The organism is Coprococcus intestinihominis (genome assembly GCF_040096555.1).
In the GTDB taxonomy this organism is placed as follows: Bacteria; Bacillota; Clostridia; order Lachnospirales; family Lachnospiraceae; genus Coprococcus_A; species Coprococcus_A intestinihominis.
Map to the genome: position 1 here is coordinate 1 of NZ_JBBMEK010000009.1, position 20,124 is coordinate 20,124.

Below are 20,124 nucleotides of genomic sequence, written 5' to 3' on the forward strand. Positions count from 1 at the left end.
TCTTGAGACGATGCTGGCACAGGAAGGATTGACCAAGAATCACTTTGAGAATCAATCAGGGGGAGAATAGCCATGAGTGAGATTAAATTGGAAGAGACACCGACATTGACATTTGAGCCTTTTAAGGAGGAACCGCAGCTGCCGGTTGAGGAGTCGCAGAAGCAGATGGCGGAAGCAGCGCCGGCTTTGGATGATAGTATGCTGAGTGATGAAGAGAAGCAGATGGTGAAGGATTTTGCTGCGCAGATTGATATTGCCAATTCAGCCCAGGTGCTGCAGTATGGTGCCGGTGCACAGCAGAAAGTAGCCAGTTTTTCAGAAAAGGCACTGGAGAATGTGAGGACGAAAGAACTTGGTGAAGTGGGTGATATGATTACAGGCGTTGTCACTGAATTGAAGAATTTTGATGCGGGTGAAGAAGAGAAAGGCCTTTTCGGATTCTTCAAGAAGAATGTGGACAAACTGACAACGATGAAGACAAAATACCAGAAGGCTGAGACAAATGTGAATCATATTGTGGAGGCCCTTGAGCAGCATCAGGTGACATTGATGAAAGATGTTGCAACGTTGGATCAGCTGTATGAGCTGAATAAGACATATTACAAGGAACTGACAATGTACATCCTTGCCGGCAAGCAGAAGCTGAATCAGGTCGAGAATGTAGATATTCCTGCACTGGCGGCGAAGGCACAGGTTTCAGGCCTTCCTGAGGATGCACAGGCAGTCAGTGATCTGACGGCGTTAGCGAACCGCTTTGAGAAGAAGCTGCATGATCTCGAATTAACAAGAACAATTGCCATGCAGATGGCGCCTCAGATCCGGCTTGTACAGAACAATGATACAATGATGTCTGATAAGATACAGTCGACCATTGTCAATACGATTCCGTTGTGGAAGAGTCAGATGGTGATTGCACTGGGGGTTGCACATTCTGAGCAGGCGGCTAAGGTTCAGCGGGAAGTGTCTGATTTCACTAATGAGATGCTGAAGAAGAACGCGGAGCGATTGAAGACAGTATCTGTGAATGTTGCAAAGGAATCCGAAAGAGGTATTGTTGACATAGAAACGTTACAGACGACAAATGAACAGCTGATCAGTACATTGGATGAAGTGCTTCAGATTCAGAAAGACGGCAGAGCAAAACGCCAGGCAGCTGAGGTTGAACTTCAGAAGATTGAGGGCGATTTAAAGGCGAAGTTGCTTTCCATGAGAAGTTCCGTGCAGGGATAGCAGATAGTGCGTTTCAGGCTTTCAGGTGATCGGCACAGTGTATAACAGGGCAGTTTTGGACATCAGAGCTGTCCTGTTCTGATAAAACCAGACAGACGTTATATGAGGCGAAGGGGGCTGTTATGACAGAAGAAGTATACAAAGAAGCGGCACAGAATGTGACAGCCTGGTACAGGCAGTATGGTCGTGATCTGCCATGGCGTCGGACAGGCAATCCATATCATATATGGATCAGTGAGATCATGTTGCAGCAGACGCAGGTGGATACAGTCAAGCCGTATTACGAACGTTTTATTGAAACGTTGCCGACGGTGGAAGACCTGGCCGGGGCAGATGAGCAGCGTGTTTTCAAATTGTGGGAAGGATTAGGCTATTACAGGCGGGCATCACATTTGAAGGAAGCTGCATCCATGATTGTGAATGAATATCATGGCCGTTTTCCTGAGACATATGAGGAACTGCTGAAGCTAAAGGGCGTCGGTATGTATACAGCAAGCGCCATTGCCAGTATTGCTTTTGGCATTCCGAAGGGCGTTGTGGACGGCAATACACTGAGAATTGTTGCCAGATTGTTTAACCGGGAGGACAACATAGCGCTTCAGAAGACGAAGAATGCTTTTGGGGAGATTATGGATGCCATGATCCGTTATGCGGAGCCCTCTGACTTTAATCAGGGGATGATGGATCTTGGTGCAATGATCTGTACCCCATCAAAGCCATCCTGTGATGAATGTCCGGTGGCTTCATTATGTCAGTCAAGAGAATGTCAGACAGTTCTGCGGCTTCCGGTCAACAATAAGGTTGTGAATAAAAGTATTCTGGAGTATATGACAGTTGTCATCAGAGATGGAGACCGGTATTTCATGGTACAGAATGAGCAGGGACTGCTGCAGCATTTGTATGGTTTTGCCCAGTATGGCTGTGATATGCCGTCAGAATTTGAGAAGGCCTTTTATGATGATTATGGCGTGAAGATACGGCTGACACAGTATATCAGTGATATTAAGCATGTCTTTACACACAGAGAATGGCGGATGCATGTATACGGCGGTGAAGTTGTCGATCCGGCCACAAGGCCTATGAGAGATTTTTACAAGCTTGAAGAAATTGAGCAGCTGCCGGTTTCAACGGCACATTTAAAAGTATTAAAAGCTTATTTGAAGGTACTGCAGTGATTGATTTTCTGAAGGAGCGATGCAATGAATATTCGTGAAGAGAGAGAAGCATGGGAAAGAGCGTATTTGAGTCCTTATGCATCCAGAAGCAGCGAAACACGCGGAAGAGACCGGGAAGAACAAAAGTGCGATATACGGCCTGAATATCAGAGGGACAGAGACAGAATCCTTCATTCCAAGGCTTTCAGACGGATGAAGCATAAGACACAGGTTTTTCTTGCCCCAAGGGGTGACCATTACAGAACAAGACTTACGCACACACTGGAGGTATCCCAGACTGCAAGAACGATAGCAAGGGCATTAAGACTCAATGAAGATTTGACGGAAGCGATTGCACTGGGGCACGATCTGGGGCATGCACCTTTTGGACATGCCGGTGAAGCGGTTCTGAATGAGATATGTCCGGAGGGATTTAAGCATTACATACAAAGTGTCCGTGTTGTAGAAGTTCTGGAGAAGAACGGACAGGGGCTGAACCTGACGAAAGAAGTCAGAGACGGTATGATGAATCATTCTACATCCAGAATGCCTAAAACGCTGGAGGGCAAGATTGTGAGACTGTCTGACAAGATTGCTTATATCAACCATGATATTGATGATGCGATCAGAGGAAGAATTATCACAGAGGAAGAGCTGCCGGACAGGTATACGGATGTTCTGGGACATGATTCAAAGGAACGACTGAATACATTGATCCACGATGTGATCGACAACAGTATGGATCAGCCGGATATTTTGATGTCATCGCATGTGGAAGAGGCGATGCTTGGCATGCGCCGATATATGTTCGACCATGTGTACACGAATCCAAAAGCTAAGAATCAGGAGACAAAAGCTCAGAATCTGCTGAGAGAATTATATGAATATTATATGAAATATACAGAACAGATGCCGGAGGAATACAGGCGATTGATTACAGACGGGCGATGCTCCAGGGAACGGGCTGTGTGTGATTATCTGTCGGGAATGACGGATCAGTATACAATTGAAACGTATGAGGAACTTTATATTCCGAAGGCATGGAAGATATACTAGAAGGATGTGACAGGTATGTATTATCCTGATGAAGTGATAGAAGAAGTCAGAAGCAGCAATAATATTGTGGATATTATCGGCGGTTATGTCAGACTTCAGAAAAAGGGCAGTTCCTATTTTGGCTTATGTCCGTTTCATAATGAGAAGTCACCGTCTTTTTCCGTCAGCCCGAATAAACAGATGTATTACTGTTTCGGATGCGGAGCGGGCGGCAACGTGTTTACTTTTATTATGGAATATGAGAATCAGACATTTCCGGAGGCTGTAAAAATACTGGCAGACCGGGCCGGAATTGCGCTTCCGGAGGCAGAGCTGACGGAAGAACAGAAAAGAGAAAGAAATAAACGTCAGCTGCTGCTGGAAATCAATAAGACAGCTGCCAATTATTTTTATTATCAGCTGAATGGGGATCAGGGACAGCAGGCGAGAGAATATCTTGAGAACAGAAGACTGTCAAAGGAGACACAGATTCATTTTGGATTGGGGTATGCCAGCAAGTACAGCAATGATCTCTATCTGTACCTAAAGAAAAAGGGCTATCAGGATCAGATTTTAAAGGAGACAGGGCTTCTTACTTATGATGAGAAAAGAGGCGCCCATGATAAATTCTGGAATCGTGTGATGTTTCCAATCATGGATGTGAATAATCGGGTCATTGGTTTTGGCGGTCGTGTTATGGGAGACGGAATGCCAAAGTATCTGAATTCACCGGAAACGATGCTCTTTGACAAAAGCAGGAATCTTTATGGACTTAATTATGCCAGAACATCAAGAAAGCCTTATATGATCATTTGTGAGGGATATATGGATGTTATCGCCATGCATCAGGCAGGTTTTACCAATGCCGTGGCTTCCTTGGGAACGGCATTTACAGCACAGCACAGCGTACTGCTTAAACGATATACACAAGAGGTACGTCTGGCCTATGACAGTGATGGTGCAGGGCAGAAAGCGGCACTCAGAGCCATTCCTATTCTGAAGTCTGCAGGTATCAATGTCCGGGTAATACACATGGATCCTTACAAAGACCCGGATGAATTCATCAAGAATCTTGGTACGGAAGCCTTTCAGGAGAGAATCGATGCGGCCGAGAGCAGTTTTATGTTTGAAATTTCTGTATTGGAGAAAAATTATAAACAATCAGATCCTGAAGGAAGAGCTTCCTTTATGAAGGCGATGGCTAGACGACTGCTTGAATTTCCGCAGGAACTGGAGAGAAATATTTATATTGATGCGATTGCCGGCCGTTATGGTATTGCTTCAGAAGAATTAAAACGCATGGTGAACAGTTTTGGTGCTTCCATGAGCAGGGAGCAGGTGGAGGCGGCCATTTATCAGCAGCAGGAACGGGAAGAAATGCCGGCAAAAAAGCGGGTTGAGAAGGAAGATAGTGTGCTGACAGCGCAGAAGTTTTTCCTGACATGGCTGATTGAAGAACCGTCGATTTATGATAAGACAAAGGACTATATCAATGAGGATGATTTTGTGGAACCATTATATCATCATGTGGCTGCACTTGTTTTTGAAGAACTGAGGGCAACGGGACAGGTGATGCCGGCCAGAATTCTGAATCAATTTGAGGATGTAGAGGAACAGAAGACAGCAGCGTCACTGTTTAATACAAGGCTTAAAACTGATGATGACCCTGCAGTCAGAGAGAAGGCGTTGAATGAAACCGTGAAGCGCATCAAGAAGAACAGTCTGGAATTGAAGAGCAGAAGTGTCAGAGAAATTGCAGATCTTCAGAAAATCATCAAAGAGAAAGCACAGCTTCAGAAACTGTATATTTCTCTTTAAAAATGGAAAACTACTAACAACTTGCCCGGAGGAAAACAAATGGACGAAAATATGGCGTTTTTTATGGATAAACTAAAAGAACTGGTTCCTTTTGCAAAAGAAAGGGAACAGGAGCTGACATCGGATATGATCAGTGATTTCTTTGGTCATATGCCGCTGACAGAAGAGCAAATGGAGAAGATTTATGATTATCTTGAATCAAACGGCATTTTTGTAGATCGAAGCAACGATGAACCGGATCGCAGAATGCTTGATGAGGCGGAAGAGGAGATTGATCCGAATGATATTTCAGTACCGGAGGGAATCGGAACGAATGATCCGGTCCGGATGTATCTCAAAGAGATTGGGAATATTCCACTTTTGACACCGGAAGAGGAAGTTGAACTTGCCAAAGAGATGAAAGAAGGCAGCAAGCAGGCGGCTAAGAAGATGGCAGAAGCTAATCTTCGCCTTGTCGTCAGCATTGCGAAGCGGTATGTAGGGCGCGGTATGCAGTTTCTGGATCTGATTCAGGAAGGCAATGTGGGCCTGATCAAAGCGATTGAGAAATATGATTATACTAAAGGCTATAAATTCAGCACATATGCGACTTGGTGGATTCGTCAGGCAATCACCCGGTCCATTGCAGATCAGGCAAGGACAATCCGTATTCCGGTGCATATGGTGGAGACAATGAACAAGCTCACAAAGGTCCAGCGTTCATTGACACAGGAACTGGGCAGAGAGCCGTCTGTGGAAGAAATTGCCGAGAATGTGCATATGGATGTAAACAGAGTACGGGAGATTTTGAAGCTGGCTCAGGAGACGGTTTCTCTGGAGACACCGGTCGGAAGCGAAGAAGAGAGCCATCTGGCTGATTTTATCGAAGATGATCATACGCCGCTGCCTTCGGATGAAGCCGCATTTGGACAGCTTAAGGATGATATCAGAAGTGTCCTTGACAAGTTAAATGAGCGTGAACAGAAAGTGCTGAGAATGCGTTTTGGTCTGGACGATGGCAAGGAACATACATTGGAAGAGGTTGGTCAGGAACTGCATGTTACCCGTGAACGTATCCGGCAGATAGAGGCGAAGGCCCTTCGCAAGCTGCGTCAGTCTGGTAAGTCTGCAGGCCTTGAGGGCTATTTGAATCAGTAGGCGGGGTGAACAGATGCAGTTATCAATACGAATGCAGGCCGTGGCTGATATGGTGACGCCTGGAGGAAGAATAGCGGATATTGGTACAGATCATGGCTATGTGCCAATCTATCTTGTTGAACAGAATAAAGCAGATCATGCGATTGCAATGGATGTGCGAAAGGGGCCATTGGCCAGGGCTGGTGAGAATATTGTCAGATTCGGGTGCAGCGACAGAATAGAAACACGTTTGTCGGACGGATTAGCTATGCTGAAACCGGGAGAGGCTGATACAGTGATTATTGCAGGAATGGGCGGATTGCTGACGATCCGTATCCTGGAAGCGGGGCTTAAGGTACTTCAGAGTGTCAGCGAATGTATCCTGCAGCCGCAGTCCGATCTGGACAAAGTCCGGCAGTTTCTGCATCAGCATGGTTTTCAGATCGTACAGGAAAAGATGCTGATCGATGAAGGCAAATATTACGTTGTGATGCGGGTGCTTCATGGTGAAGAGAGGATTTATACAGAGGCAGAAGATATCTATGGCAGATTTCTGATCAATGAAAAGCATCCGGTATTGAAAGAATACCTTGAGAAACAAAAAGCGGTCAAAGAGAAACTGCTGCTGGCGCTTAAGGACAAGACATCTGAGAAGAGTCATGAACGGCAGCAGGAACTTTTGCATGAGCTTCAGATCATAATTGAGACGATAACAAGGATGGTGGATGAAAATGCAGAGCAGAGACCTGATTAAGAAACTGGAAAAACTGGCACCGCCGGAATATGCGGAGAGTTGGGATAATCCCGGACTTCTTGTGGGGAATGCCGACAGAGAAGTCCATAAAGTATACATAGCGCTGGATGCTGATGGCGGAGCAGTTGAAAAAGCTGTACAGTGCGGCTGTGATATGATTCTGACACATCATCCGCTTCTGTTTTCAGCCATTAAATCTATCAGAGATGAAGATTTTATTGGTCACCGACTGATGATGATGATTGAAAACAAGATCAATTATTTCGCTATGCATACCAATTTTGATGTGGCAGTGATGGCAGATATTGCTGCAGACAGGCTAGGGTTGAAGAACCGAATGCCGCTGGCGATGGTCCGGGAGACGGAAAGCGGGTTAAAGGGCATTGGATCTTCGGGAACACTTGATGATGAGCTGACGCTGGCAGAACTGGCGGCGCTGGTCAGAAAAGCCTTTGATTTGCCGCAGGTAAGATGTTATGGAGATCCGGAGACGACAGTCAGAAAGATTTCCATGTGCCCGGGATCCGGAAAGGGGATGGATGCCGATGTCCTGAAGGCGGGCAGTCAGGTGTTTATTACAGGAGATGTGGATCATCATTACGGTATTGACTGTGTCGAGAAAGAAATTTGTGTGATTGATGCAGGGCATCATGGACTTGAACATATTTTTGTGCCGTATATGGAACAATGGCTGAAAGAAAATTGTCCGGAGATTCAGACAGTCACAGACGACAATCAGTCACCGTTTTTTGTCATATAGAGAGTGTTTGGTATATATGGGGGATGTGAGTATGTCAAAGATTCATTTAAAAACAGGCAAAGGCTACTTTACATATGAGGCCGGAACAACGCTGGAGGCTATTAGCAGGGATTTTCAGGAAGATTATCCGCATGATATTATCCTTGCCCGTGTGGACGGTAAGCTGGCAGAGCTGAATAGCTGCATGGACAGAGATGCAGAGATTGAATTTATCACAACAGGAGAAGCTGTCGGCAATGAAGTTTACCGGAGAACAGCCAGCATGATGATGCTGAAGGCATTCCAGGATGTACTGGGCAGAGATAATTTTGAACGTCTGACTGTACAGTATTCACTTGACAGAGGGTATTATTGTGAACTGGTGTCAGATACAGCGGTGACAGAGAGACTGTTGGACAAGGTGAAGACGCGTATGATGGAGATTCAGCAGGCAAAGATGCCGATCATCAAGAAATCTTTGCCGAAGCGGGAAGCAATTGAAATGTTCAGAGAACATAAAATGTACGACAAAGTGAATCTTTTTTACTATCGCCGCAGTTCCAGGGTCAATATTTATATGTTGGAGGATACTATTGATTATTTTTATGGATATATGGCATCCAATACAGCTTATATTCGCTATTTTGATCTGTATCTGTATGATGATGGATTTGTTCTGCAGATGCCGGAACCTTCAGCACCGGAAAAAGTGGATGCCTTTGAACCGCCTGAGAAATTATTCAATGTTTTGAAGCAGTCAACCCGGTGGGGAGAACTTTTGGGTGTGCGTACGGTAGCAGATATTAATAATGCACTGGCAGACGGCAGCTTTTCTGAACTTATGCTTGTTCAGGAGGCATTGCAGGAGAAGAAAATCGCAGAGATTGCAGAGAATATAATTGAGAGCGGCAAGCGGATCATTCTGATCGCCGGACCGTCGTCGTCGGGAAAGACAACATTTTCACACCGATTATCTATTCAGCTTCGGGTCCATGGCCTGAGACCGCATCCGATTCCTGTTGACAATTATTTCGTCAACAGAGAGGATACACCTCTTGATGCGTACGGCAAGCCGAATTTTGAATGTCTTGAAGCATTAGACATCAAAGAACTGAACAAGGATCTGCAGGGACTTCTGGCAGGAGAAGAAGTGGAACTTCCGATTTTCAACTTTGTATCCGGCAAACGGGAGATGAGTGGCGAGAAACTCCAGATTGGAGATAGGGATGTACTTGTGATAGAAGGTATTCATTCATTGAATGATGCCATGACCTATTCTATTGACAAGGAGAATAAATTCAAGATTTATATCAGTGCCCTGACCCAGTTGAACATTGATGAACATAATCGGATACCGACAACCGATGCAAGGCTTTTGCGGCGTATTGTTCGTGATGCGGCCAAACGCGGTACAAATGCGGCAAAGACGATTTCTATGTGGCAATCTGTCCGCCGGGGGGAAGATGAGAATATATTCCCTTATCAGGAGAACTGTGATGTCATGTTCAATTCCGTCCTGATCTATGAACTGGCTATTTTGAAACAGTATGCGGAACCGCTGCTTTTTTCCGTCAGGGAAGATCAGCCGGAGTACGAGACGGCCAAATACCTTATCAAGTTTCTGGGATATTTTCTTGGGTCGAGCAGTGAAAATGTTCCACAGAATTCCATACTTCGAGAGTTTATCGGCGGCAGCTGCTTTAATGTCGGATAATAAAACAGTTTACATTTGAAAATGAATGTGATATGATAAGGAACGTAAGTCTGTCGGATAATCGCGGCTGCAAGCGTCGAAAGACCGCAGGTGAGGAAAGTCCGAGCTTCTCAGGGCAGAGTGCCGGATAACGTCCGGTGGAGGCGACTCCAAGGCCAGTGCAACAGAAATAAACCGCCTGCTTCGTCAGGTAAGGGTGGAAAGGCGAGGTAAGAGCTCACCGCTCCTCTGGTAACAGAGGAGGCTCTGTAAACCCCACTCGGAAGCAAGACCGCATATAAGACGATACGTCGGCCCGGCGTGTTTTAGGGTAGGTCGCTCGATCCTGCTGGCAACAGCAGGGCTAGATAGATGATTATCGTTTCCGGTTTTCCGGATTCACATAACTCGGCTTACAGACAGGCTTACATCATAAGGATTCATAGAGGGAGCTGTCGCTTTTACTAACAGAGATTAGTGAAGCGTCGGCCCCCTTTTCTTTTCAGAGTATGTTAAGGTTTTTGTAAGGACTTAACGGCTGCGGCTGTGTTAGAATAAAAACAGCAAAAAAAGAGGAGAGAGACAATGGCTGAACAAATTGAAATACTGGTAGTAGATGACGATAAGGAAATTGCGAATCTTGTAGAGATCTATCTGTCAAGTACAGGCTATAAGATCCATAAAGCGTACAATGCAGTGGATGGTTTGGCGTTGCTGCAGAAATATGATATTAAACTAGCGATCATTGATGTCATGATGCCTCAGATTGACGGCATTGAGATGTGCCGTAGAATTCGTACATGCCGGAATATTCCGATTATTATATTAAGTGCCAAATCGGCAGATGTGGACAAGATTCTCGGCTTAAGTGTCGGAGCGGACGACTATATGATCAAACCTTTTAATCCGATGGAATTACTGGCCAGAGTGAAGTCTCAGCTGAGACGTTATCTGGAGCTGAATCCGGGAGTGGTGCCGGACAGCAATATGATCGAAGTGCAGGATGTGGTCATTGATACGAAGAAGCATCGGGTAACGGTGGATGGCCGGGATGTTGTACTGACTCCGATTGAATTTAATATTCTTCAATTGTTGGCAAGTCATCCGGGACGTGTTTTCAGTACAGATGAGATTTATGAAAATGTCTGGAATGAGAAGCTGTATGAAGCGAATAATACGGTGATGGTACATATGCGTCGGCTGAGGGAGAAGGTTGAGAAGAATCCGAGATCACCGCAGTTGATCAAGACAGTCTGGGGAGTGGGATACAAGATTGAAGGTTAAATTAACAGAAAGTTTTAGAATTCGCATTATGCTTTATACATGTATCAGTCTGCTGGCGGCCGTTTTGGTGGATATGGCAGTACTGTTGTTTTGTATTCGTTCGCGCATACTGGTCAGTGATTATGGATTGAATGAAAAAATAAATCTTCATGCACACAGCAGCAATTATATGATCAACAACCAGATTCACGCATCAACAAAGAGTATGCTCGGTGAATCGGATATTTTTTACAGGATATTTGGTGTGGGTATCAAGGTGCAGCTGATCATTGTACTGATCATACTGGCACTGATTATTTTTTTGATGGTATTTTTTCTTTTGACGCATCGTGTGATGGCATATATGATGAATATTCTGCAGGGAGCCTGCACAATGGCGGATGGAGATTTTTCTCATAGAATTGATGTGCGTTATCATGATGAATTTTCAAGCATCGCAGACAGCATCAACCGGATGGCGGATACTGTTGAGGCGATGAAGCAAAAAGAACAGGAAGCGGAGGAGACAAAGAATGAGCTGATCACGAATGTGGCCCATGATCTCCGAACGCCGCTGACATCTATTATCGGTTATATCGATATTGTCAACAATATGCCGGATCTTTCGGAAAAACAACGCTCAGAATACCTGAAGATTACATGGGAGAAGGCTCGAAAGCTTGAGAAACTGATTAATGAACTGTTCAGCTTCACAAAAATCAGTTATGGCGGTATGCCAATGCGTATGGAGAAGATTGATGTCATCAAATTGCTTGAACAGGAAGCGGACGAACTTTATCCCACATTCAAAGAGAACGAGCTGGAATGTCTGCTGGAGACAGATGCCGACAGTTGCATGATCATGGCAGACGGGGAACAGCTTGTGCGCGTATTTGATAATTTGTTGGGCAATGCCATCAAATACGGCCGATATGGCAAGATGATCCGAATTCGTACATTAACAGAGAATACACAGATCCAAATTCAGATTGTTAATTACGGCAGTGTGATCCCAGCTGAGAATCTGCCATTTCTCTTTGAGAAGTTTTACAAAGTAGATGCTTCCAGACAGCCTTCCAGTGAAGGCACAGGGTTGGGGCTTGCCATAGCAAAAAGTATTGTAGAGAGTCATGGAGGAAGTATTTCTGTCAGAAGTTCCTTTGAGGGAACAGTATTTGAGGTCGTACTTCCGACGGCAGGGGCGTATCAGAATGGGGTGGTGGCATGACAGGTGTACGAAACAGAATAGGTTTAGTTGTTGTTTTGCTTCTGATATTGATTCCGGCCGTTTATGTCCTGGCAGATGAGGCATATATAGATAGTGATCGATTCACAGTGAATACAGCGGAGATTGACGGGGATATTCAGTTTACGGATGTGACCGGATGCAGTGTTCGGATGCAGGTGACGAATCATGGTGATGACTTCGAGGGAACATTAAAGATCCTTCGTTATGAATGCACTGACGGCAGTTATGTGTCTGCTGTGGGAAGAACCGTGCATATCAAGAGCGGGGAAACCCAGGATATTTATCTCAAGCTTTCCAATATTGCTTATGACGGGACACCGTATCATGTCCCTTTGCGTGTAGATTTCCTGGATAAGGATGGACAACTGCTGTGTCAAAAGATTACGGATTTTCAGGTATCACCGGACATCACAACGAAAGTGGCAGCAGGTGTTTATACGGATGATGCACAGAAACTGGCTGTCATTGATCAATCCAGATTTAAGTATGAAACAACCAACATTTCCGGTGATATTACCATGAAGTCCAGACAGATGACAGACGAAGAACTGGCGAATATCAAGCAGCTGAATATCAATCTTCTGATTTTGGATAAAGTCGTGTCAGAAAGCACCTGGGAGAATGTTTCCGAATGGATTATGTGCGGCGGATATGCAATGATGGAAAAAGCGTGCTGTCAGAATATGATCCATAAGATGCCGGATGACAACGGTCTGGTGGATTGGGGCAAGGGTCGGATTCTTGTTTATGATGCATCTGAGTGGAATGGCATCATGTTTCTTAAATCTGTCAGAAATTTGTTTGGAACGGATGGCATCCATGCATTGATCGCGGGAGACTATAGCGGATATTACTGGAATGTCCAAACCATCCTTAATTATGATATTGCCAGTAAATTACCTCCGGTGACGATTTATTTCGTTATTTTGCTGATTTATATTTTATGTATAGGACCGGCGGTCTATATGATCCTGAAAAAAAGAGATAAGCGGGAATATATGTGGCTGTGGATTCCGTGTCTGGCGGTATTATTTTCGGTGATTGTATATAAAGCGGGCAGCAGTGTCCGTTATGCAGAACCGTTTATACGATATTATTCTGTTGTTGATATAACGGAGGAGGCAAACATTGAGCAGACAAAGCTTGTTCTGATCAGTCCGAATAAAGGTCGCTCTGTGTTTAGTATCGATAGCCAATATAATCTGAAGCTTCTGAATGATATGTATTTGCTGTATGATGATCAGAATGACAGGTTGACGGCGCTGAAAGAAAAATTCGGAGATGCAGAATATGACGTGGCCATGTCTGTTTCAGATACAAGGACAGATGTTATGGTAAACAGTGCGGCAACCTTTGATGAAGACCATTTTTCTAATGAGCGGATTCTGAATTCTGAGGGTGGAATAGATGTGGATGCGGCTTATTATCGAGGCGAATTGACTGGAACGGTGACGAATACAACACCGTGGAATATACATGATGCGTTTATTATTCATAAGGGGCTGCTGTTCCAGCTCGGTGATCTTGATGCCGGTCAGACAATCATCTTGGATCATCTGAAAGAAGCCCAGTTGGTAAAGAGCCAGAATGTTGTCTTAGATACCTGGGAGATGAAGAATGAAGGCAATACAGCTGCAGTTTCGGCAGTGATGAACGAGTTGATCGGCAATATTACATCTGCATCAAGCATGACGCTCGAGGATGATATTGTGGGCGGTTTTTCTATGGACTATGATATCGGTGTGCAGATCAGTGGAGATATCGCGTCCGTAGACGGCATAACACTGATCAAAGAGAAGACGGCGATAGCCGACAGCGGCAGCGGATGGGCAACACAGGCATTGATCGGACCGAAAGAACCGGAGAGTGAAGAGGAGCTTTATGCTTATGATACGGACAGTTATATGATTTATGGAACAGATATGCTGAATGTGTCTTATGTGGTTGAAAGGCTGTCCGGTGAACTGTATTTGAAGTGGCTGAATCCGGATGCAAGTATGAGCGTTTCGTTTTATAATCTTTCGACCGGGGTATATGATACAGTGTTTCGGGACAGTGACGAGATGGCAGAAGATGATCTGAAGAATTATATTGCAAAGGACGGTACGATCAAAGCGCATGTTCAGGTAGCAGATGCCAATGAAGATCATTATATGCCTGTATTTACCGTGTCAGGAGGCGAAGAGAATGATTGAGATCCGACATCTGTATAAAGCTTTTGACAATCATATGGTTCTCAGAAACCTGAATATGAAGATTAATGATGGCGCGGTGTATGGGTTTGTGGGATCGAACGGAGCCGGCAAGACAACAACCATGCGTATTATTGCCGGTTTGCTGAAGGCCGACAGCGGACAGATTCTGATCGATGGTGAAGATATCGGTGTCAGACATAAAGAGCTGATCGGCTATATGCCGGATTTCTTTGGTGTCTATGATAGGCTGAGAGTAAAAGAATATATGGCCTTTTTTGCCTCTATTTATGGTCTTGATAGGGAAGAAACAGAGAAGAAGATCAGGCAGCTTCTGGAACTTGTAAAGCTGACAGAGAAGAAAGAGGCATATGTAGACAGCCTTTCAAGAGGCATGAAGCAGCGTCTCTGTTTGGCAAGATGCATGATTCATGACCCGAAATTGCTGATTCTTGATGAACCGGTGTCAGGTCTTGATCCAAGAGCCCGTTATGAATTCAAAGAGATTATCAGACAATTGAGAAAAGAAGGCAGGACTATCATGATCAGTTCGCATATTCTTTCTGATCTTTCAGAAATGTGTACGGACATTTGTATTATTGATGAGGGAAGCTGTGTGATGGATGGCAGCGTGGATGAGATTGAGTATCATATGATCACGGCTTCTCCGCTTGTTATCCGTACAGCAGGGAGACAGGAAGATGCGATCCGTCTGATCAGACACAATGAAATGGTGGAGACGCTCTCTTATAATGAGAATGAGATTCAGGCAATTTTTAAGGGCGGACGGGAAGATGAGATTATGCTGCTGCATGAACTGATGGTAGCAGATATTCCGGTTTATTCCTTCGGCAGAGACAGAAGCAGTCTTGAGACGTTATTTATGCAGATTACGGACCGGGAGGTGAAAGAACATGCGCATGAATCCGGTCTATAAAAATGAACTGAAGATGTCGGCCAGATCAATGCAGCTTCCGGTGCTGGCTGTGATTTTTAACAGTATTCTGTCGGTTGTTGCTTTGATTGCTTTATATGGCATTCGACAGAACTATATCAACAGCGGCGGAAATCCGTATCATTCGATGATGATACTTTATGTTGTTGTCCTGACTATAGAAGTGGTTTTACTCTGTCTTTTTGTACCATCGGCAGCCGGTGGCAGCATTGCCGGTGAGCGGGAACGTCAGACCCTGGACATTCTGCTGTCATCAAGGATGACGGTAAGGGAGATTGTTACGGGCAAACTGCTGTCTTGTATCAGTATGGCAATGCTGCTTGTTGTGACAAGCATTCCAATTTTAGCGGTGACATCTATGTATGGCGGCATGCAGCTGGGATTACTTTATCAGTCAGCAGCCTATGTGGGATTTTTTATTCTGTTTGCCGGAAGTATCGGTGTTTTTTGCTCCTGCCGTTTCAAAAAGACAACTTATGCTTCTATATCGGCTTATGGTTTGCTGATTGTTTTGACAATAGGAACCGGTTTGCTGGTTCTTCTCCTTAATATGGTTTTCGGCGGCGGATTTGGGCAGTTTTCGGTGACAGCCTCTGTGTCGGATATTTCCTGTGCATACAGCAGCGAGGTAGATATGGGCACGGAGGTGTCTACAGTGCATGCAGTTGCCGGAATTATCTACCTCTGGCTGTTGAATCCGGCCATTACCTATGGTATGCTTATTTCTCATCAGATAGGAGAAATCGGCATAGTGGAGGAATTATTGCATCGAATGGGAGCGGCACAGGTGGTAGTTGAACACTGGCTTGCTGTCAGCGTATCTGTTCAGGCTGTTTTCATCATCATTATGACAGCTTTGTCGACAAAATACCTGGATCCTCAGAATGAACGCTTTAAAGCGGGCAATAAAATATTAAAAAAGCATAAATCTCAATAAAATCAGTTGCATTACCTTTACGAATCGTGTATAACAGATGAAAGGTATCTTTGGATATTCATTTGAGATAAAAGGAGTTTGGTAAAGTGACACAGGAAAGCTGGTTTCAGAGATTATGGCGTCTGATTACGCCGGAGCTGATATATCTTGCGATATGTTATATAGTTGATCTTGCGGCAGCTGCTTATTTGAGATTTTCAATGGGCGGAGAGTATTCATCAGGGAATTTTGAGAAATTTACGGTAGTTTTGTCTGATAAACTGATTCAGTATGCGGTATTGCTGCAGACTGTGGCAGCGTTTTTCAGTATATTGATCCTGCTTTGGATGTATTTTAAAGACTACAGAAAAAGACGCTTTGTCTTTGAAAGGAAGAGCACTGCATGGCCATGGTGGGGACTCTTGATCCCGATTGGTATACTCGTTTCTCTGACAGGCAATTTTCTGATCAATTTGACGAATCTGACAGAGTTATCTGAGAACTTCGAACAGTCCCAGAAGCTGCTGTTTTCAGGTCCTTTTGTGATACAGATTATTGGCATCGGCATGATCATTCCTATATGTGAGGAACTTATTTACCGCGGTCTGATCTTTATGCGGATGCGTCAGTATTGCAATGTGAATCTGGCCATTGGCCTGTCGGCACTTCTGTTTGCTGCCTTTCACGGCAATGTCGTTCAGGGAATTTATGGCTTTGCAACCGGTGTCTTATTTGCGTATGTGTATGAGAAATACGGTTCATTAAAGGCACCAGTGCTGGTTCATGTCTCAGCTAATCTCATGTCGCTGGGACTCTCGTATGTGAACCCTTCCTTTGCGGACAGAGGGAGAGTGTTTATAGTAGGAATTGCAGCAGCAGCGGTATGTCTTTTACTGTTATGGGCAGTGGACGGACACGTTGCAGCCAGGAGAATCTATCTGAATAATGCAGATGCAGCTGCCGGAGCGCAGGAAGATTAAGCAGGCGTATTAAAAACGGGAAATTTCAACAGGAAATTTCCCGCTTTTTTGAGGTATAAGTGCCTTTTGTCCATCTATCAGGGTCGTGATTCGTCAATGAATGATGATTGCCGTATATTTTTGAGTATGCTATACTTTTAATGTCAGGGAATGACTGAACATTTGAAAATGGCATTGACTTTTCAGACAAGATAGTGTAATATAAACATTAGTTCGAAGAACGGATGTTCACAAAACGCATGAAAGATGTGTGGTCATATATAATTAATCAGAGTTATTAAGGCCGGTTGGCTGTCAGAGAATAAAGGAGATTTTGGGATGGATAACAGTGAAAAGTTGAAAGCTTTGGATGCAGCAATTTCAAAGATTGAGAAGGATTTTGGCAAGGGTGCGATCATGAAGCTCGGGGACAAGAGCAAGAACATGGATGTGGAGACGGTTCCCACCGGTTCTTTGAGTCTGGATCTTGCGCTGGGGCTTGGCGGCCTTCCGAAGGGACGTGTTGTAGAAATCTACGGACCGGAATCTTCCGGTAAAACCACAGTGACATTACATATGGTTGCAGAAGTGCAGAAGCGAGGCGGTATTGCAGGATTTATCGATGCTGAACATGCCTTGGATCCCTCTTATGCCCGCAGGATTGGTGTAGATATTGACAATCTTTATATTTCACAGCCGGATAATGGCGAGCAGGCACTGGAGATCACTGAGATGATGGTTCGTTCCGGTGCTGTGGATATTATCGTTGTGGACTCTGTTGCGGCACTGGTTCCGAAGGCGGAGATTGATGGCGATATGGGCGATTCTCATGTGGGTCTTCAGGCAAGATTAATGTCCCAGGCGCTCAGAAAGCTGACAGCGATCATCAGTAAGTCCAATTGTATTGTTATTTTTATTAATCAGCTGCGTGAGAAGGTCGGCGTTATGTTTGGCAGTCCTGAGACGACAACCGGCGGCCGTGCACTGAAGTTCTATTCATCGATCCGAATGGATATCCGTCGTATTGAAGCGATTAAGCAGGGCGGAGAGATCGTCGGTAATCGTACACGTGTGAAGGTTGTGAAGAATAAAGTGGCACCGCCGTTTAAGGAAGCGGAATTTGATATTATGTTTGGTAAGGGCATATCAAGAGAAGGTGATATTCTTGATCTGGCAGCCAATACAGGGATTGTCAACAAGAGCGGCGCGTGGTATTCTTATAATGATGCCAAGATTGGCCAGGGTCGTGAGAATACGAAGAACTATTTCCGTGAGAATCCAGAGATTATGGAAGAAATCGAACATAAGGTTCGTGCGCACTTTGGTCTGGAGGCAGAAGAAAACGATGAAAATGTAGGCGGTCAGAGATCAGACAGTGTGAAAAAGGGTTCTGATGTGACTGCTTCTGAGACAGTGACGGAGAATGAATAAGAATAATGACAGTTACAGCGATTGAGTCTGTGACACGACATAAGATGCGGGTTTCCTTGGATGGGGAACCTGCATTTGTGTTCACGGACAAGGAGATAAGAGAGTGGAATCTGGAAGAAGAAATGGTGCTGGATGACTCGGAGGAACAGGCCCTTTTACAGTATGTCAGCCGTGAAGCGGCACGCACAGCGATGAATCTTCTTGTGAAGCGGGATTATGCTGAGGCAGAGCTTTATCGAAAGTTGAGAGATAAGGGATACAGTGAGTTTTTTGCAGGGAAAGGCATTGAGTACGTATTGGCCTATCATTATCTTGATGATGCACGTTATGCAAGACAGATGATCGGGAGTCGGAAGGACACGATGAGCCGGAAGATGATGGTGAGTAGGATGCGGCAGAAAGGACTTTCAGATGAAGTGATCCAGGAGGCAATGGAAGAGGCAGATTGGACAGATGAAATGGGGCTTACAAGAGAGATCCGAAGACGTTTTTCTTCAGCAGAGCAGATAGAATCGCTGACAGATAAGGACAGACAGAAGCTGATCCAGTCACTGATGCGCAAGGGATATGGGTACAGTGACATTCAACATGTGATCCGGCATTTAGATGAATTGGAGGAAGGTACAATATGGAATTGAGTATTCTTTTGGCAGAGCAGATTTTTTCGCTTCTGTTAATGGTATTGACAGGCTATGTGGTACGTAAGCTGAATGTTGTGCCGAAAAGCGGCAGAAAGGTTTTGGCTTCCATTGTTCTCTATGTGTCAGCGCCGTGTATCGTATTTGATTCTTTTCAGATTGAATATTCTTCAGAGAAACTTTTTGGCCTTGTGGTTGGATTTGCAGCAGCTTGCATTGCACTGGCGGTTTTTATATGGGCAGCTTCTGTGTGCAAGAAGATTTTTCATTTGTCAGCTTCAGAACAGACATCGGTTACTTATGCGAATACAGGCAATATGATCATTCCGTTGGTGAATAATATACTCGGTTCGGAATATGTGCTGTATACGAGCCCTTACAATTGTACCCAGACAGCTCTTCTCTGGATCCATGCCTATAATCTGATCACCGGGAATAAGAATGTTCAATTGAAGAAGATTTTGCTGAATCCCAATATCATAGCAATGGTAGCAGGCCTGATTTTCTTTTTACTGGGTATCCAGCTTCCGGGACCGCTGCACCATACAGTGACTCAGCTGGGCAGCCTGATCGGACCTTTAAGTATGCTGAATGTAGGGTTTATTATGGCTGAAGAGAATCTGCTGGATGTATTTAAAGGCAGGAAGATATGGCTGGTGACGATTCTGCGTCTGATCATTCTGCCGATGATCATGATCTTTTGCGTGCGCCTGACGGGGATAACATTCAGATTTCCCCAGACGAAAAGTGTATTGCTGATCTCACTGTTGGCAGCAGCAGCACCGACAGCTTCATCTATTGCACAGTTTGCAGAGATTGCGGACAATGATGCTGTTCCGGCAGGAAAGATCAATATACTGTCAACTTTGTGCTGTATCATTACAATGCCGGTGGTGATCATGATTTATCAAGTGCTGTGTTAATGTTTTAACCAAAGATAAATAGTCACAAAATTTTGACAATTCAAGGGGTTTTATGCATA

The 20,124-nt window shown here is 44.7% G+C and carries 17 protein-coding genes and 1 other RNA gene; all 18 read left to right on the forward strand.

The window, feature by feature from the left end; translation table 11 throughout:
- The first annotated feature begins 72 nt into the window (after nt 1–72).
- The 18 genes from WMO25_RS01450 (at nt 73) to WMO25_RS01535 (ending at nt 20,065) form a co-directional block, all read left to right on the forward strand.
- The gene (locus WMO25_RS01450) at nt 73–1,230 is read left to right on the forward strand and encodes a toxic anion resistance protein (protein ID WP_349083613.1); all 1,158 of its coding nucleotides are present in this window, start codon (nt 73–75) and stop codon (nt 1,228–1,230) included.
- A 122-nt stretch (nt 1,231–1,352) separates the two neighbouring features.
- On the forward strand, nt 1,353–2,405 hold the full coding sequence (mutY, locus tag WMO25_RS01455) for an A/G-specific adenine glycosylase (RefSeq protein WP_215689373.1): 1,053 nt from the start codon (nt 1,353–1,355) through the stop codon (nt 2,403–2,405).
- A gap of 24 nt (nt 2,406–2,429) precedes the next feature.
- Nucleotides 2,430–3,440 carry a deoxyguanosinetriphosphate triphosphohydrolase gene (locus WMO25_RS01460; RefSeq protein ID WP_015513997.1) on the forward strand — a complete coding sequence of 337 codons (1,011 nt, stop codon included), beginning with the start codon at nt 2,430–2,432 and terminating at the stop codon, nt 3,438–3,440.
- Between the two features lie 15 nt (nt 3,441–3,455).
- Nucleotides 3,456–5,237 carry a DNA primase gene (gene dnaG / locus WMO25_RS01465; protein WP_349083617.1) on the forward strand — a complete coding sequence of 594 codons (1,782 nt, stop codon included), beginning with the start codon at nt 3,456–3,458 and terminating at the stop codon, nt 5,235–5,237.
- A gap of 39 nt (nt 5,238–5,276) precedes the next feature.
- Nucleotides 5,277–6,374: an RNA polymerase sigma factor RpoD gene (gene rpoD / locus WMO25_RS01470; protein WP_117539431.1), complete on the forward strand. Its 1,098-nt coding sequence runs from the start codon at nt 5,277–5,279 to the stop codon at nt 6,372–6,374.
- 13 nt (nt 6,375–6,387) lie between these two features.
- Nucleotides 6,388–7,107 carry a tRNA (adenine(22)-N(1))-methyltransferase gene (locus WMO25_RS01475; protein WP_349083620.1) on the forward strand — a complete coding sequence of 240 codons (720 nt, stop codon included), beginning with the start codon at nt 6,388–6,390 and terminating at the stop codon, nt 7,105–7,107.
- On the forward strand, nt 7,085–7,867 hold the full coding sequence (locus tag WMO25_RS01480; RefSeq protein ID WP_349083623.1) for a Nif3-like dinuclear metal center hexameric protein: 783 nt from the start codon (nt 7,085–7,087) through the stop codon (nt 7,865–7,867). Before WMO25_RS01475 ends, WMO25_RS01480 begins: the two co-directional genes overlap by 23 nt.
- A gap of 31 nt (nt 7,868–7,898) precedes the next feature.
- The gene (locus WMO25_RS01485; RefSeq protein ID WP_349083626.1) at nt 7,899–9,560 is read left to right on the forward strand and encodes a nucleoside kinase; all 1,662 of its coding nucleotides are present in this window, start codon (nt 7,899–7,901) and stop codon (nt 9,558–9,560) included.
- Between the two features lie 45 nt (nt 9,561–9,605).
- An RNA gene (gene rnpB, locus WMO25_RS01490) (RNase P RNA component class A) lies at nt 9,606–9,971 on the forward strand.
- Between the two features lie 153 nt (nt 9,972–10,124).
- Nucleotides 10,125–10,823, forward strand: a complete 699-nt coding sequence (locus WMO25_RS01495) for a response regulator transcription factor (RefSeq protein ID WP_015514003.1) — start codon at nt 10,125–10,127, stop codon at nt 10,821–10,823.
- The gene (locus WMO25_RS01500; protein WP_349083629.1) at nt 10,813–12,030 is read left to right on the forward strand and encodes a HAMP domain-containing sensor histidine kinase; all 1,218 of its coding nucleotides are present in this window, start codon (nt 10,813–10,815) and stop codon (nt 12,028–12,030) included. The genes WMO25_RS01495 and WMO25_RS01500 overlap by 11 nt, the downstream gene beginning before the upstream one ends.
- On the forward strand, nt 12,027–14,246 hold the full coding sequence (locus WMO25_RS01505; RefSeq protein ID WP_349083632.1) for a DUF8725 domain-containing protein: 2,220 nt from the start codon (nt 12,027–12,029) through the stop codon (nt 14,244–14,246). The genes WMO25_RS01500 and WMO25_RS01505 overlap by 4 nt, the downstream gene beginning before the upstream one ends.
- Nucleotides 14,239–15,180 carry an ABC transporter ATP-binding protein gene (locus WMO25_RS01510; protein WP_349083635.1) on the forward strand — a complete coding sequence of 314 codons (942 nt, stop codon included), beginning with the start codon at nt 14,239–14,241 and terminating at the stop codon, nt 15,178–15,180. Before WMO25_RS01505 ends, WMO25_RS01510 begins: the two co-directional genes overlap by 8 nt.
- Complete coding sequence (locus WMO25_RS01515) at nt 15,158–16,135, forward strand: ABC transporter permease (RefSeq protein WP_349083637.1); 978 nt, start codon at nt 15,158–15,160, stop codon at nt 16,133–16,135. Before WMO25_RS01510 ends, WMO25_RS01515 begins: the two co-directional genes overlap by 23 nt.
- 86 nt (nt 16,136–16,221) lie before the next feature.
- Complete coding sequence (locus WMO25_RS01520) at nt 16,222–17,094, forward strand: CPBP family intramembrane glutamic endopeptidase (protein ID WP_349083640.1); 873 nt, start codon at nt 16,222–16,224, stop codon at nt 17,092–17,094.
- A 318-nt stretch (nt 17,095–17,412) separates the two neighbouring features.
- Nucleotides 17,413–18,504, forward strand: coding sequence for a recombinase RecA (recA, locus tag WMO25_RS01525; RefSeq protein ID WP_349083643.1), 1,092 nt, complete (start codon nt 17,413–17,415; stop codon nt 18,502–18,504).
- A 5-nt stretch (nt 18,505–18,509) separates the two neighbouring features.
- A complete protein-coding gene (locus WMO25_RS01530; protein ID WP_349083646.1) occupies nt 18,510–19,142 on the forward strand; it encodes a regulatory protein RecX in 633 nt (210 codons plus the stop codon).
- Entirely contained in the window at nt 19,133–20,065 is a 933-nt protein-coding gene (locus WMO25_RS01535; protein WP_015514009.1) for an AEC family transporter, read from the forward strand. The genes WMO25_RS01530 and WMO25_RS01535 overlap by 10 nt, the downstream gene beginning before the upstream one ends.
- The last annotated feature ends 59 nt before the right edge of the window (nt 20,066–20,124 follow it).

Bases quoted from the DNA above. Each gene is read 5' to 3' on its own strand.
- WMO25_RS01450 (WP_349083613.1), top strand. From the start codon at position 73: ATGAGTGAGATTAAATTGGAAGAGACACCGACATTGACATTTGAGCCT.
- mutY (WP_215689373.1), top strand. From the start codon at position 1,353: ATGACAGAAGAAGTATACAAAGAAGCGGCACAGAATGTGACAGCCTGG.
- WMO25_RS01460 (WP_015513997.1), top strand. From the start codon at position 2,430: ATGAATATTCGTGAAGAGAGAGAAGCATGGGAAAGAGCGTATTTGAGT.
- dnaG (WP_349083617.1), top strand. From the start codon at position 3,456: ATGTATTATCCTGATGAAGTGATAGAAGAAGTCAGAAGCAGCAATAAT.
- rpoD (WP_117539431.1), top strand. From the start codon at position 5,277: ATGGACGAAAATATGGCGTTTTTTATGGATAAACTAAAAGAACTGGTT.
- WMO25_RS01475 (WP_349083620.1), top strand. From the start codon at position 6,388: ATGCAGTTATCAATACGAATGCAGGCCGTGGCTGATATGGTGACGCCT.
- WMO25_RS01480 (WP_349083623.1), top strand. From the start codon at position 7,085: ATGCAGAGCAGAGACCTGATTAAGAAACTGGAAAAACTGGCACCGCCG.
- WMO25_RS01485 (WP_349083626.1), top strand. From the start codon at position 7,899: ATGTCAAAGATTCATTTAAAAACAGGCAAAGGCTACTTTACATATGAG.
- WMO25_RS01495 (WP_015514003.1), top strand. From the start codon at position 10,125: ATGGCTGAACAAATTGAAATACTGGTAGTAGATGACGATAAGGAAATT.
- WMO25_RS01505 (WP_349083632.1), top strand. From the start codon at position 12,027: ATGACAGGTGTACGAAACAGAATAGGTTTAGTTGTTGTTTTGCTTCTG.
- WMO25_RS01510 (WP_349083635.1), top strand. From the start codon at position 14,239: ATGATTGAGATCCGACATCTGTATAAAGCTTTTGACAATCATATGGTT.
- WMO25_RS01515 (WP_349083637.1), top strand. From the start codon at position 15,158: ATGCGCATGAATCCGGTCTATAAAAATGAACTGAAGATGTCGGCCAGA.
- recA (WP_349083643.1), top strand. From the start codon at position 17,413: ATGGATAACAGTGAAAAGTTGAAAGCTTTGGATGCAGCAATTTCAAAG.
- WMO25_RS01530 (WP_349083646.1), top strand. From the start codon at position 18,510: ATGACAGTTACAGCGATTGAGTCTGTGACACGACATAAGATGCGGGTT.
- WMO25_RS01535 (WP_015514009.1), top strand. From the start codon at position 19,133: ATGGAATTGAGTATTCTTTTGGCAGAGCAGATTTTTTCGCTTCTGTTA.